Genomic DNA, 12978 nt, shown 5'->3' on the forward strand with positions numbered 1-12978 from the left:
TCACAGGTGAGAAGTGTCGTTGACGAGTCGGACGGACGAGCCGCCGTCGGGATAGAAATCGGCGATGCTCAGTGACGCGAGATCCAGGTGCAACCGGTACAGCAGGGCCGGTCCCGCATCGAGTGCGAGCTGGATCAAGGTCTTGATCGGGGTCACGTGGGTGACCACGAGGATAGTTGCACCTCCATACGACACGGTGAGATCTTCGCGGACGCGGACCATGCGCTCACGCACATCGTCGAAGCTCTCCCCCGACGGCGGCCGGACCGACGTGTCCGACAACCAGCGACGGTGCAGTTCGGGGTCACGATCCGCGGCCTCTCTGAACGTGAGGCCCTCCCATTCGCCGAAGTCGGTCTCGGTGAGGCCGTCGACTACGGTCACGGAAAGCCCGAGTGCTGCCGCGGCCGCGGCAGCGGTCTGTCGTGCGCGATCGAGCGGTGAAGACACGACCGCGGTAATTTCTTCTTGTCCGGCAAGTCGTTTGGCCACCCCGTCCGCCTGTGCGCGTCCAAAGTCGGTGAGAGACGGATTCCCACGGCCCGAATAGCGTCGCTCGACAGACAACGCGGTCTGCGCGTGCCGTAGCAACAGCATCCGGGTCGGGGCACCTTGTGTTTCCATCCAGCCCGGCGCGGGGCGCGTCGCCTGCTTCGCCCTCGGTTCCGGCTCGGCCTCGAGCCCCGCGTCCACGACTCCGTCCATCGCTCGGTTAGCGAGTCGGTCGGCGTGCGAGTTCTGATCGCGTGAAATCCACGTGTACTCGACCTGCTCGAACTGTCGTGCGAGATCAGATGCGCTGCGCTGCAACGGAATCATGTCCGGGTGCTTGACCTTCCATCGCCCGGACATCTGCTCGATCACCAGTTTGGAATCCATCCGCACGTCTACCGACGATGCGCCGAGCTCGGCGGCCGCCGAGAGGCCCGCGATCAGCCCTCGGTATTCGGCGACATTGTTGGTCGCCACACCGAGGCTTTCCCAGCGTTCAGCGAGAACTGTTTCGTGTGCGGCGTCGAACACCACGGCCCCATAGCCTGCCGGGCCCGGGTTGCCGCGGGAACCGCCGTCGGCCTCGACAACTACCCGTCCGATACTCACAGACCGGATTCCTTGGTGCGCACCAGGATCCCTCCGCATTCCGAACAACGTACGACCTCCTCAGCGGAGGTACCCGCGATGCGCGAGATTTCACCGCGGTCGAGTTCGATCCGGCAGGCACCGCATCGACGCGCCTGAAGTAGGGCAGCTCCGACACCGTTTCGGCTGCGTTGCTTCTCGTAAACCGCGATCAGATCGGCCGGGAACTGCTCGGCGAGTTCTTCGCGGTTCCGCGTGCAGCGCTCTTCTGCAGCATCGAGATCCGCGACGGCATCGTCGCGGCGCCGCGACGCCTCGATCAGATCTTCCTCGATCTGCGACAACTGGGCACCCGCGTGATCATGATCCGACTGCGTGGCCTCGCGCCGCTCCATCACCTCGAGCAGCTCATCCTCCAGCAGTCCCTGACGGCGGGTAAGGCTACCGAGTTCGTGCTCGAGCTCGGTGAGCTGCTTGGCCCCCACCGAGCCGCTCTCCAGAAGTTTGCGGTCGCGGTCCTCACGTTGGCGGACCGCGTCGACCTCGCCCTCGAGCTTGCGTATGTCACGGTCGAGATCTTCGATGATGATCTCGACGGCCACCGCAGCGTCCTTGCGTTTGACACGTTCCGCCTCGAGCCGCTCGACCTCCTGACGTTCTGGAAGCGCGGTGCGCCGGTGGGCGATCCTCGACAGCTCCGCATCGACACCGGCGAGGTCGAGAAGCTTGGACTGCACCTGTGGTTCGACGTTCACGCGTGGTAACTCCTGCTGTCTTCTGTTAGCGGTTTTCCGTGCAGATGGCTGAGTGATCAACCGTACCCCGCGTGCGGCCACTTCCGGCGGCACCGGGCTGAGACGACGCGCGCAGCGACCACGGATCAGTTCGGACGGACGACAGCCGCACCTGCCATTGCTCCGTCTGCGCGAATGCGGTGTCCAGCACGCTCTTGGCCTGGCCACACCATGGCTGCTCACTCGCCCAGTGCGCGACATCGATCAACGCCGGTCCGCCGGCGCGCAGGTGCTCGTCGGCGGGATGGTGACGCAGATCGGCGGTTACGTACGCGTCGACTCCGAGCCTGGAAACGGCGCCGAGCAGCCCGTCCCCCGAGCCCCCGCAGACCGCGACTGTGCGGACAGTGGCCTCGGGGTCGCCGGCGGCTCGCACGCCCGTTGCCGTGGCGGGAAGCGCATCCGCCACTCGAGTCGTGAAGTCGCGCAGCGACAAAGGCTCCGGCAGTTCCCCCACCCTCCCAAGGCCTCGTGGACCGGGGAATGTCGCCATCTCCATCACGTCGAATGCAACCTCCTCGAACGGATGGGCGGCGCGCACGGCGGCGAGAACCTTCTCCCGGATGCCTCGTGGCGCGATCACCTCCAGCCGGCACTCCTCGTAACTCTCGAGCGCGCCGACCGCGCCGAGCCGTGGGTTCGCGCTGTCGGTCGGTAAGAACTGGCCCTGCCCGGTGACTGACCAACTGCAGTCGCGGTAGTTTCCGACGTACCCGGCCCCCGCCGCAAACATCGCGGACCGCACCTTGTCCACATCGTCGACGGGAACCAAGACCGCCCATTTGTCGAGGTCCCTGCCTGGCTGCGCCTCGATCGGCCCGGTCACGACCAGTCCGAGGGCCGCCGCCAGTGCGTCGGATACCCCAGGGTCCGCGGAATCGGCGTTGGTGTGGGCCGTGAACAGGGCACACCCCGCTTTGATCAGCCTGTGCACCAACGCGCCCTTCGGCGTGTGGGCTCCGACCGTGTCGACTCCGCGCAGCAACAACGGGTGGTGGACGAGGAGCAGGTCGGCTTCGGCGTCGATGGCCTCGTCGACCACCGCGCTTGTCGGATCCACCGCAACCATCACCTTCGTGACCTCGTCCTGCGGGTCGCCGCACACAAGACCGACCGAGTCCCAGGATTCGGCTATGGCGGGCGGATATGCGGTGTCGAGCGCCGCGACTACATCGGCCAGACGAACCGAACTCACTCAGATCTCCTTCATCGCGTCGATCAAGGCGTCGGTCTGCTGACGAGGACGCACCGCCACCCGGAGCGAGTCCGGACCGAGGCCAGGGAACGTGTCACAACGCCGTACGGCAATTCCCCGGTCACGAAGATGCCGACGCATCAGTTCACCGTCAGGAAAACTTAGCAGCAGAAATGGCGCGGCAGCAGGCAGATGTACCGCGACGCCGATCTCGCTCAACCGCCGAACCATGTAGTCACGCCAGCCACCGAGGACGACTGCGTGATCTCGAGCTGCGGCAACGGCGTCCGGGGCACTGCACGCGGCGATCGCCTCCACCTGCAGGCTTCCCAACGGCCAGTGTGCCCGGCCAACCTGCAGTCGATCGAGAATCTCGGGCGAGCCGAGCGCGTACCCGCAGCGCAACCCTGCGAGCGCCCACGTCTTGGTGAGGCTGCGCAGCACCAGGACATCCGGTAGCGAACGGCCCGCCAGCGACTCGAGCTCTCCCGGCACGGCGTCGGCGAACGCCTCGTCGACCACGACTATCCGGCCCGGTCGTCGCAACGCCAGAATCTCCTCTGCCGGGTGCAGCATCGACGTCGGATTGGTCGGATTGCCGATCACCACCAGATCGGCGGACTCGGGAACGGACGCGGAGCCGAGGCGATACGGATCTTCGAGCAGCACCTGGGTGACCGGCACATGAGCCTCCCGCAGCACCCATTCAGGTTCGGTGAACGACGGATGGATCACCGCAGCCTCACGTGCTCCGAGCCGCGGTAGAAGGGAGAACCCCTCGGCCCCACCCGCGAGTAGCAGCACTTCCTCGGGAATCCGGCCGTGCCGGGATGCCACAGCAGACCGGGCAGCGAGATCGGCAGCAACCGTGGGGTAGGAACCGAGACGTGGCAGCGCATCGGCGAGGCGCTGGCGCAACCATTCCGGTGGTCCGTCACCCTGAACGTTCACGGCGAAATCGAGGAGGCCGGGTCCTACATCCGCGTCCCCGTGATGACGCAAGCTCTCCCGGCTACCGGCGCGCATGTCCACGTCTTTCGACCCTAGGGGACAATGATCAGGTGGCACCTCTCTCCACCTCACAAGCCCTCACCCGTTCGGCTCTGTCTGCCCCGATCCTGCTGTTCGATCTCGATGGCACACTCACCGACTCCGCACCCGGAATCCATGCCGGGTTCCGGCACGCGCTTGCGACGATAGGACAACCGGAACCAACCGACGAGATGATCGGCAACGTCGTCGGTCCGCCGATGATCGACACATTCCGATCACTGGGGCTCGAGGAACACCTCGTACAGCGGGCAGTCGCGGCATACCTGGAGCGCTACGACAGCATCGGCTGGGCCGAGAACTCTCCCTTCACCGGAATCGAAGAGATGCTCGCGCGTACCAGCCAAAGCGGTAGGCGGCTCGCCGTAGCCACATCGAAATCCGAACGTTTCGCTGTTCGTATCCTCGAACACTTCGGGCTCGCGCACTACTTCGAGTTCATCGGCGGCTCCAGCGACGACGGTGTTCGCCGGGCCAAGTCCGACGTGATCGAGCACTCGCTGAAGAACCTCGGTGTCACTGCGGTCGAGGGCGCCACCGGCGACGTCCTGATGATCGGCGACCGCGACCACGACGTGCGGGGTGCCGCACATTGGGGCATTCCAACGGTGTTCGTCGAATGGGGATATGGACGCCCGGCCGAGGCCGATCTCGCACATACTTGCGCACGAACCGTCGCGGACCTCGGGAGGATGCTCGATGACAACGCTTGATCGTTCGTCCTCGCAGCCCGCGCTGCACGTAACTTTCGTGTGCACCGGGAACATCTGCCGCTCCCCCATGGCCGAGAAGATCTTCGCGGAACACCTGCGCCGCGCCGCACTCGACCGCGTCACGGTGAGCAGCGCCGGAACCCACCGCTTTCACGTCGGCAGTGCGGCCGACGCCCGCGCCGTCGAGATCTTGAACCTGCACGGCTACCCGACGGATCACACTGCTACAGCGGTCGGGCCTTACCATCTCGGCGCGGAACTGGTGGTGGCTTTGGCCGCGAACCACGACCGCGAGCTCTCCCGGATGGGCGTTCCGGACGGGCGACGCCGGCTGCTGCGCAGCTTCGACCCGGACGCGGATACCTCTTCCGTGGCAGACCCCTTCTACGGCGACCTAGAGGACTTCGACAGGGTCCGCCGCCAGATCGAGGCTGCGGTTCCCGGACTACTCGATTGGGTGCGCGGCCGGTAGCCGATTCTCACCCGTTGCCGGGAAGCTACCGGTAGGTCTCCCCTGGTGAGAGCCAGGAGAGATCAGAGAGGTTCCCTTCTGCCTGCCTACAACGGAACCGAACAGGAAAGAGGAGATGAACGAGGAGATCGACGAGGAATACTACTGGGAGTACGCTCGCCAGATTGAGGAGATGGAGATCCCCGAGCCCGGGCCGACCGCACTTTACGGCGAAGCCGCCCAGAAGGCCGCCCGCAAGACGCTCGCTAAGGCCCTTGGCATCGGCCAGCCGGGTCTCGACCCGGACACGCCCGGGGACTCCCCGCGAAGACAGGTGCGGCTCCCGCGCGACATCAGCGACAAGGTCGACAGGCTCGCCGAAGAGACGGGGAGAAAGCCTTCTGAGGTCATGCGCGAGGCGATCACCCTCTATGTGAACCTGCTGCCCTGACCCCGCAGGGGGCGCCGCCCGGACTGGGTGCGCGCCCCCTACCCCCTTTGGACCAAGTAGCTGATCTACGTGGGTTCGGCGTGGTTGGATCGATTTGACAGTACATCCCGGGCAGGGGGTCGAGAATGTCGTCGAACGATGCACCGAATCCCTACGGAGGCCGAGCGGGCGGAGGAATCAGCTTGCCGGACTACTACCGTCCGTGGCCGGCCATCACAAACCGAAACATGTTCTTGCCGGGCACGGAGATCCTCCCGAATCATGAGATGCGCGTGACGTTCCTGGGCAGTTCCCCGTGGCCACCCAATGCGCTGCAAAAGGGGACGTCGATGTTGGTCGAACTGGGAAACGGCACGTCCCAACCGCGCCGGTTCTTCTTCGACCTGGGCAATGGCAGCGTGGGACATGCGATCGCACTACAGGTTCCGCCTGCGCTGATCAACGACATCTTCATCAGCCACCTGCATGCGGACCATTTCGCGGACCTGCCCTACATGTACCCGTTCCGCGCCTTCTCGGGCGGCTTCGAAGCACTGCGGGTGTATGGCCCGTCCGGGCGGACCCGCGAGTTGGGTACCACAGCGATGGTCGAGAACATGCGCAAGATGAATCGCTGGCACGAAGAGAACTTCGACTCCTGCCCCATCGGGGATGGATTCGAGATCGAAGTACACGAGTTCGACTGGACCGAACGCAACGGCATCTGTTACCAGCACGACGGCGTGGTGGTACGGCACTGGCCACGCTCACACGTGAAGGATGGTGCGTCTGCCTACCGGCTGGATTGGGAAGACGCCGGGCTCTCGTTCGTCTGGACAGGCGACGGCCGCCCCGACGAGTTGTCGGTCGAGTACGGCCGTGGAGCCGACCTGTTCGTCACCGAAGGCACCATCGACACGCCCTGGCTGACCGGCTTGAAGGTCGGTGCTCCGGCGAAGTTGTGGGAGTACACGATGGACATCTACCACACGCCGTACTACGCGGCCGGGTACATGTTCGCGCAGGCGCAGCCCCGCATGGGCGCGATTTGCCACTTCGAGTGGAGCGACGATCAGCTGATGGCCGAGTCGGTCGCTGAGATTCGCACCCATTGGGACGGTCTGTTCATGTTCGGCCTGGACCTCAACGTGATCAACATCACCAAAGATGCCATCTGGTCACGACAAGCAGTGATCTCCGATGGGGCGGCACCCGCTTCGATGGACCCGCGCTGGTTCGTCAAGCCTGGCGACCCACTTCCGGACTCCATCGACTTCCCCACTCCCCGCAACCCCCGGGAAAACCAGCAAGAGCAGTTCGTGCGGGATCTCGAAATCGATCCGTCGTCGTACTATCCGCAGGACGTGTACCGCACGCCGACGCAGACGTGGCCAGGCGTCACGATCAACCCCCGTGAGATGCTCGCCCAGCGAGGCATCTCGGTCGACCCCGACTGGCGCAAGCCTTGAGCGCGCCCGAACCTCCTCCCCTTGCGCCTGCGCCTGGAATCCGCCCGTCAGTGATGCCGGGCCGAGATCGAGTGCCGATCACCTTGCTCACCGGGTTCCTCGGTGCAGGCAAGACGACGCTGCTGAATCGGGTTCTCAGCGGCGACCACGGGCTGCGTATCGGTGTGCTGGTCAACGACTTCGGAGCGATCAACATCGACGCCGCGCTAGTGCAGAGTGTCGAAGAGAACACGATCAGCTTGACCAACGGATGTGTCTGCTGCGAGATCCGTGACGACCTCGTCGCATCGATCGAGGAACTTCTCGCCCGAACCGACGCCGTCGACCACGTCATCCTCGAAGCCAGTGGAGTCGCCGATCCTGCCGGCATCGTGATGACGTTCCTCGATGCCCGCTACGCCGAGTCGTTGCGCATCGACAGCATCATCTGCCTCATCGACGCCGAGGGCATCTTCCGTGACGGTGACGACGATCAGCTCAGCGCGCTGAAACTACGTCAGGTTGCCTTCGCCGACCTGGTTGTTCTCAACAAGACAGATCTCGTCACGCCCGCTCACGTCGCAGTGATCAAAGACTGGATCGATCTGCACATGAAGCGAATTCGCATCGTCGAGACCGCCCACGGTGATGCGCCACTCGAGGTTCTCCTGGGGGCGGGACGCTTCGACCCCACTCGGGTTCCACCACCCTCCAGCGAAGCAGACTGTCTTGCCGGCACCTCGTTCGAGCGGTGGAGTTACCGCGCAGAGAGTACATTTTCCGCCGATTCCCTGCAAAGAATGGTCAAGCGTGAGCTACCTGCCTCGGTATACCGCTGCAAGGGCATCGTCTTCATCGCGGACTCCAGCCAAGCTCATGCGCTCCAGATCGTAGGCAGGCGCTGCGACCTCACCCCACTCGATCTCGGCCACGGGCCACAGTCCACAACCAGCGAGATCGTTGCCATTGGTCGGCACATAGACAAAGGACACCTCGCCCGCCTCTTCGACACGTGCCTCACCAAGAGTTCAGCACGGGCGGATTGAGGCCCGGACTAGGCGGAAGAGATCGGCCGTGGCTGCCGGATTGCTCTGCTGGTGCACCCGTCCCGGGGGTGTGATGGGCAACCCACGATCTGGGATCCTGCCCACTAGCGGCTACCGTGTAGGCGTGCAAAGGCTGAAATTTCTGCTGCGGCCCGGATGGTTGGTATTGATCTTGGTGGTCGCCGGATTTGCCTTCATGTGTTTCTACGTACTAGCCCCCTGGCAACTCGGCAAGAATACGTCCACGGAACAGCGCAACCAGCTGATCGCCGATTCCGTCGACGCCGATCCGGTCCCGGTGGAGAGCCTGCTTTCCGGGGCTGCGGTGGACCAGGGCGACGAATGGCGGCGAGTCACAGCCACCGGAGAGTACGTCCAGAACAGCGACCTCCTGGTTCGACTGCGATCGTTCGAAGGGCAACCCGCGTATGAAGTCCTCACCCCGCTGCGGCTCTCGAGCGGCAGCACCATCCTGGTCAACCGAGGCTACGTCCGGCCGGTCCAGGGAACGGAGGCACCGCCGGTAGGCGCGCCACCGGTGGGACAGGTGACACTCGACGGCCGTCTTCGCCAGTCGGAAGGCACCGTTGCCGGCAAGGAACCGATCTTCGAGGACGGGCAACGTCAGGTCTACACCATCGATGCCGATCAGATCGGTAGCTTCATCGGCACCGACCTGGTAGACGCGTACGTCCAACTGGAACCGGATCAACCCGGTGGCCTGGGCACGATTCCGCTCCCTCAACTCGATGCGGGCCCATACCTGTCGTACGGGCTCCAGTGGCTGGCGTTCGGAATCATGGCACCGCTGGGGCTGGCGTACTTCATCCGGGCGGAATTGCTCGAACGCCGCAGGGAGAAGCGGGCGAAACCCTCTGACGCCGACGACCCCGTCCTCGCGCCCATCGCACGGAAGAGGCCTTTCACGAAGACCAAGCCGGCCGAATCAGCGCCGAGAACGACGACGGAAATCAAGATGGCCGACCGTTACGGCAAGAGTCGCTGATACGAGCGCCGCACCGCTTTGTACTGCCGCGGAGAGGTGGACGGCACGGTCGAGGTCCGCGAGTTCAGGTGAGCGCCCGGAACCGAGGCGAGGCCGCATTTCCACCCCATGCGCATACTCGGTGCGCCCTCCGAGCGATATTCCCAACGCACCCGCTGCGCTCGCCTCCGCCACACCTGCATTCGGGCTGGGGTGCTCAGCCGCGTCCCGCCGCAACGCTTCCCACGCTTCGTTCCTCGATCCACCGACCGTGGGGGCGGCGGCAACAGTCAATGCGCCCGTCAAGCGGGCAGGAAGCAGGTTGACGATGTCGTCCCAGCGCGCCGCCGACCAACCGAAGTTCCGATACCTCGACGAGCGGTAGCCGACCATCGCGTCGAGAGTGTTGGACGCTCGGTAGACGAACAGGCCAGGGGTGCCGGCCAATGCGCCCCACACGAGCGCCCCCACCGCTGCGTCGGAGGTGTTCTCGGCGACTGACTCCAGAGAGGCCCGTGTCAAGCCGGCGGCATCGAGGGCGCTGGGATCGCGCCCACACAGTGACGGCAGCAAGGCACGGGCGGCGGTGAGATCATCAGCCTCCAGGCGCCGCGCCATCGCGTCCCCGGTCCGCCGCAATGACGTTCCACCGAGGACGACCCAGGTCGCCACGGCGGTCCCGACAGCTTCTCCGGCCCATCCACTCCTGCGAACCGCACGGTCCATCGCCACCCCCAGACCGGCCGCTCCACCGATCAGCACTCCCGTGTGCACGAGTCCGAACAACCGGGAATCGCGGTACGTCACCCTCTCCAATGCCATCGCCGTGCGACCGAATCCGGACACAGGATGCCATCGGGCAGGGTCGGCCAGTGCGCGGTCAGCGATGTAGCCGAGCAATAGACCGGCGGCGCGCGCAGTGCCATGACGGGCAAGTCGATACACACGCCATTTGTATCAACAGGTGTGGCACTCCGTGCGAAGGGAGGTCCGGCACAGCGTGAGGTTGATGGCACACCCAGCGATTCTCGTGGTCGAGAGTGTCGAATCCTGATAGTAGGAGTGCCGAAACCTGATAGTAAGCCAAGAATTTCTTCAACTTCTCTTCTCTGCGCCTACCATGGAAGCGTCGCCTCGTTTCCCCCCATGCAGGGCGACTCAGGATCCCGCCCCGCCCTCATCTCTGGTGCTGACTCAACACACCTTTCACGGCCGGGCGGGTTTCCCGTTCTCAGGTGACAGTCGGGACGAAAGATGTCTGTTTCACGCAAATCGCCTGGCACGATTGAGGTATGGACATCGACACGGCGAATCTCGGCGACGACGAATTGATCATCGCTCTGAGCGAGCAGCGCGCACTGCTCGGGGAATCGATCGCGAACGACTACGGCTGCGACACGGTCGGTGGTGTCACCCGCAAGATCCGGGAACTCGAGTCCGAACTCGATCGTCGCGGCTTGTCCACCTGAGAGCTGCCAGATGCAACTCTTACGAACTGGCCCTCACACGGACCAAACGTCGGACTGACTTCCGTCTTCCTCGTAGCGGTCGATCTTCACGATGCCGGCTCCCGATTCGGAATGGGGTCTGTGCGTCTCATTGACCGCTTGGAAGTCGGATTCGAAGGTCCTGTCGGATGATGTCCCGTTGCGCAGCGTCACCTTGTACGTGGGCATGGACACGAATATACGGCGAATTCCGGGCGACGGACGGGTCCGACACCGCGGCCGGACCGGAAGCACCGGCATGCGAATACACAAAGACGAGCTTCGGATTCGAGTGGGCGCGGAGGGTTTCGAACCCCCGACCGCTGGTGTGTAAAGGCGATCCTAGCCGCTGGTCATACCCCTAACGGGTCGTCGAAGTGCGAAAACACATCACAGTAGTTCACACCATTTATCTGTAACTGTGGGCAAAATGTGGGCACGCGTGTAGGTTCTGAAGTTTGACTGCACTTTCTCAAGTTCGGTTGCACCACCGCCGCATTTGTGCAGTGAGCGTGAGACACGCAGTGCGGGGGTGCGCTGGATCGCGCCGTTGAGATGTCACCCGTTTCCTCAACTCCGCTGAGGGCCCGATTGGTGGTCTAACTGATGCGGCTTGACACACGACCGGGGTACAGACCTTGTGGACCAGTTCAAGGGGTCAGGCGACTTCGGCCAAACAGGTGCAGAAGATTCCGCGCACTGCCCCTGGCTGTATGCTGATCAACAGCATGAAGACGATGGTTACCTGACACACTTGGAGTGCGTAGGCGAGGGCGACACCGGGAAACCCTAACGAAGGGGTAAGGCATCCAACTTATTTCAGTTGCAATCGGAATCTTTGGACTATTTGCAATCATCATCGGAGTTGCGATTCTGATTAGGCCAGCTTTCGGAAAGAAGTTTTTTGGCCACTGGAACAGCTTGAAGTTGGACATTGTTCGTTTGACAGTCGCGACGGTAGTGCTTGCCAGTTCCTGGGAATCCAAACCAAACGCCTTGTTTCTTGTGGGCTGCATATTAGCTGCCGCGACAATTTTTTACGCCATCATGGGCAGATGGCCGCCAGGCGAGAAGTTCGTTCAGTCGTTCCTGGTGGAAAGCAGCGCTGGAATGCGCGCCTATGTGCTTTGCGCTGTATTTCCAATGGGAATTCTACTGATTCTGGCGACCGTCTAGCCTATTACTGACAATAGAAGAAGTTGGGCCGGAGCTGTTCAGCGCGGGGTATCTGTGAAGCTCCTATCGGGCTTCTTGCCGCTGCAACGTCTAGCGGATGGGACCCACGCTCAACACGGGCGCGGTGTTGTCGTTGAGGCCAAGCTACGCCGGAGCAACTTCGCCAAGCGGGTCCTCGGCCCTGCGGCCGACCTCGCTGGGGTAGACGACGCGGTGACCCTCCACAGCCTCCGGCACAGCTTCGCGAGCATCTGCCTGACCAACGGAGTCCCGCCGAAGCAGGTGCAGGCGTGGATGGGGCACCACTCGCTGACGTTGACGGCCGACCTCTACGGGCACTTGTTCGCGAGCGAGACGAACCGCACGCATTCGTTGCTCGACGCGGCGGTCACCGGTGCGGACCAGTCCGCAGGGAGTGAAGGAAGGCAGAGCGCGGCATGACCCTCGCCGGTTTCGTACTGCGGACTGGTTGCGGACTGCCGAGAGGATGCGAATCGCTCACGCCGGGGATGACCGGCGTTGACCTGCAAGCACCTTGGTGGGCGCGGAGGGTTTCGAACCCCCGACCGCTGGTGTGTAAAACCAGAGCTCTACCACTGAGCTACACGCCCTTACACACGGCGAATACTCGCCGTGTGCGCATCAGGACTCTAGCGCGGCAAGCGCATTCTCCCAAAGCCCCTGGTCACGGGGCTCTCCCGGGCCATTCATCTCGGCGAACCGGATGACACCACCCTTGTCGATCACAAAGGTGCCGCGGTTTGCGAAACCCAGCTTCTCGTTGAAGACGCCGTATGCCTGCGCGACCGCACCGTGCGGCCAGAAGTCCGCGAGCAGCGGGAAGGTGTACCCCTGCTCCGCTGACCAGATCTTGTGAGTCGGCGACGCACCGACGGAGAGCGCGAGAATGGCTGTTTCGTCGTTTTCGAACTTCGGCAGTTGGTCCCGAACCCTGCAGAGTTCACCCTGGCAGGTTCCGGTGAACGCGAGCGGATAGAACACGAGCAAGACGTTCTTCTTTCCGCGGTAGTCGGAAAGTGTGACTTCCTGGTTGTTCTGGTCCTTGAGGGTGAAATCGGGGGCAACGTCCCCCACCTCGAGCGGCATGACGTGTCCTTAGCTG

15 protein-coding genes and 1 tRNA gene are annotated in these 12978 nt (G+C 63.6%); 8 read left to right on the forward strand and 8 right to left on the reverse strand.

The window, feature by feature from the left end; genetic code table 11:
• Genes AB0I57_RS17205 through cobC form a run of 4 tightly spaced genes read right to left on the reverse strand, consistent with a single transcriptional unit; the run spans window position 1 to window position 4095 of the window.
• Window positions 1–1101: a bifunctional RNase H/acid phosphatase gene (locus AB0I57_RS17205; RefSeq protein ID WP_358337733.1), complete on the reverse strand. Its 1101-nt coding sequence runs from the start codon at window positions 1099–1101 to the stop codon at window positions 1–3.
• The gene (locus AB0I57_RS17210) at window positions 1098–1835 is read right to left on the reverse strand and encodes a C4-type zinc ribbon domain-containing protein (RefSeq protein ID WP_358337736.1); all 738 of its coding nucleotides are present in this window, start codon (window positions 1833–1835) and stop codon (window positions 1098–1100) included. Before AB0I57_RS17210 ends, AB0I57_RS17205 begins: the two co-directional genes overlap by 4 nt.
• A 25-nt stretch (window positions 1836–1860) precedes the next feature.
• Window positions 1861–3069, reverse strand: a complete 1209-nt coding sequence (locus tag AB0I57_RS17215) for a Nif3-like dinuclear metal center hexameric protein (protein ID WP_358337739.1) — start codon at window positions 3067–3069, stop codon at window positions 1861–1863.
• Window positions 3070–4095: an Rv2231c family pyridoxal phosphate-dependent protein CobC gene (gene cobC / locus AB0I57_RS17220; protein ID WP_358338312.1), complete on the reverse strand. Its 1026-nt coding sequence runs from the start codon at window positions 4093–4095 to the stop codon at window positions 3070–3072. It abuts the gene before it with no gap.
• A 35-nt stretch (window positions 4096–4130) separates the two neighbouring features.
• Between cobC and AB0I57_RS17225 the strand changes: the two genes are divergently transcribed.
• From AB0I57_RS17225 to AB0I57_RS17250, 6 genes are all read left to right on the forward strand, one after another.
• Window positions 4131–4832 carry an HAD-IA family hydrolase gene (locus AB0I57_RS17225; RefSeq protein ID WP_358337742.1) on the forward strand — a complete coding sequence of 234 codons (702 nt, stop codon included), beginning with the start codon at window positions 4131–4133 and terminating at the stop codon, window positions 4830–4832.
• A complete protein-coding gene (locus AB0I57_RS17230) occupies window positions 4819–5304 on the forward strand; it encodes a low molecular weight protein-tyrosine-phosphatase (RefSeq protein ID WP_358337745.1) in 486 nt (161 codons plus the stop codon). The genes AB0I57_RS17225 and AB0I57_RS17230 overlap by 14 nt, the downstream gene beginning before the upstream one ends.
• 115 nt (window positions 5305–5419) lie before the next feature.
• Entirely contained in the window at window positions 5420–5734 is a 315-nt protein-coding gene (locus AB0I57_RS17235) for a ribbon-helix-helix protein, CopG family (RefSeq protein WP_358337748.1), read from the forward strand.
• A 125-nt stretch (window positions 5735–5859) separates the two neighbouring features.
• The gene (gene gntH / locus AB0I57_RS17240; protein ID WP_358337751.1) at window positions 5860–7182 is read left to right on the forward strand and encodes a guanitoxin biosynthesis MBL fold metallo-hydrolase GntH; all 1323 of its coding nucleotides are present in this window, start codon (window positions 5860–5862) and stop codon (window positions 7180–7182) included.
• A 71-nt stretch (window positions 7183–7253) separates the two neighbouring features.
• Window positions 7254–8207 (forward strand): CobW family GTP-binding protein, encoded by a 954-nt coding sequence (locus AB0I57_RS17245; RefSeq protein ID WP_358337754.1) that lies wholly within the window; start codon window positions 7254–7256, stop codon window positions 8205–8207.
• A 124-nt stretch (window positions 8208–8331) separates the two neighbouring features.
• Window positions 8332–9213: an SURF1 family protein gene (locus AB0I57_RS17250; RefSeq protein WP_358337757.1), complete on the forward strand. Its 882-nt coding sequence runs from the start codon at window positions 8332–8334 to the stop codon at window positions 9211–9213.
• On the opposite strand, the gene AB0I57_RS17255 is transcribed toward AB0I57_RS17250, so the two are convergent.
• Window positions 9154–10137 (reverse strand): cobalamin biosynthesis protein, encoded by a 984-nt coding sequence (locus AB0I57_RS17255; RefSeq protein ID WP_358337760.1) that lies wholly within the window; start codon window positions 10135–10137, stop codon window positions 9154–9156. The genes AB0I57_RS17250 and AB0I57_RS17255 overlap by 60 nt on opposite strands.
• 347 nt (window positions 10138–10484) lie before the next feature.
• Between AB0I57_RS17255 and AB0I57_RS17260 the strand changes: the two genes are divergently transcribed.
• On the forward strand, window positions 10485–10661 hold the full coding sequence (locus AB0I57_RS17260) for a hypothetical protein (RefSeq protein WP_358337762.1): 177 nt from the start codon (window positions 10485–10487) through the stop codon (window positions 10659–10661).
• 33 nt (window positions 10662–10694) lie between these two features.
• On the opposite strand, the gene AB0I57_RS17265 is transcribed toward AB0I57_RS17260, so the two are convergent.
• Window positions 10695–10868 carry a hypothetical protein gene (locus AB0I57_RS17265; RefSeq protein WP_358337764.1) on the reverse strand — a complete coding sequence of 58 codons (174 nt, stop codon included), beginning with the start codon at window positions 10866–10868 and terminating at the stop codon, window positions 10695–10697.
• Between the two features lie 1041 nt (window positions 10869–11909).
• Between AB0I57_RS17265 and AB0I57_RS17270 the strand changes: the two genes are divergently transcribed.
• Window positions 11910–12296, forward strand: coding sequence for a tyrosine-type recombinase/integrase (locus AB0I57_RS17270; RefSeq protein WP_358337767.1), 387 nt, complete (start codon window positions 11910–11912; stop codon window positions 12294–12296).
• 95 nt (window positions 12297–12391) lie between these two features.
• On the opposite strand, the gene AB0I57_RS17275 is transcribed toward AB0I57_RS17270, so the two are convergent.
• Together AB0I57_RS17275 and AB0I57_RS17280 are read right to left on the reverse strand one after the other, a co-directional pair.
• Window positions 12392–12466, reverse strand: a tRNA-Val gene (locus AB0I57_RS17275).
• A gap of 31 nt (window positions 12467–12497) precedes the next feature.
• Entirely contained in the window at window positions 12498–12962 is a 465-nt protein-coding gene (locus AB0I57_RS17280; RefSeq protein WP_358337770.1) for a peroxiredoxin, read from the reverse strand.
• Window positions 12963–12978: the final 16 nt, after the last annotated feature.

The organism is Rhodococcus sp. NPDC049939 (assembly GCF_040656415.1).
Lineage (GTDB): Bacteria > Actinomycetota > Actinomycetes > Mycobacteriales > Mycobacteriaceae > Rhodococcus_F.

Coding starts and splice junctions, on each gene's coding strand:
- cobC (WP_358338312.1), bottom strand. CDS start 4,095: ATGCGCGCCGGTAGCCGGGAGAGCTTGCGTCATCACGGGGACGCGGAT.
- AB0I57_RS17230 (WP_358337745.1), top strand. CDS start 4,819: ATGACAACGCTTGATCGTTCGTCCTCGCAGCCCGCGCTGCACGTAACT.
- AB0I57_RS17235 (WP_358337748.1), top strand. CDS start 5,420: ATGAACGAGGAGATCGACGAGGAATACTACTGGGAGTACGCTCGCCAG.
- gntH (WP_358337751.1), top strand. CDS start 5,860: ATGTCGTCGAACGATGCACCGAATCCCTACGGAGGCCGAGCGGGCGGA.
- AB0I57_RS17260 (WP_358337762.1), top strand. CDS start 10,485: ATGGACATCGACACGGCGAATCTCGGCGACGACGAATTGATCATCGCT.
- AB0I57_RS17265 (WP_358337764.1), bottom strand. CDS start 10,868: ATGCCCACGTACAAGGTGACGCTGCGCAACGGGACATCATCCGACAGG.
- AB0I57_RS17280 (WP_358337770.1), bottom strand. CDS start 12,962: ATGCCGCTCGAGGTGGGGGACGTTGCCCCCGATTTCACCCTCAAGGAC.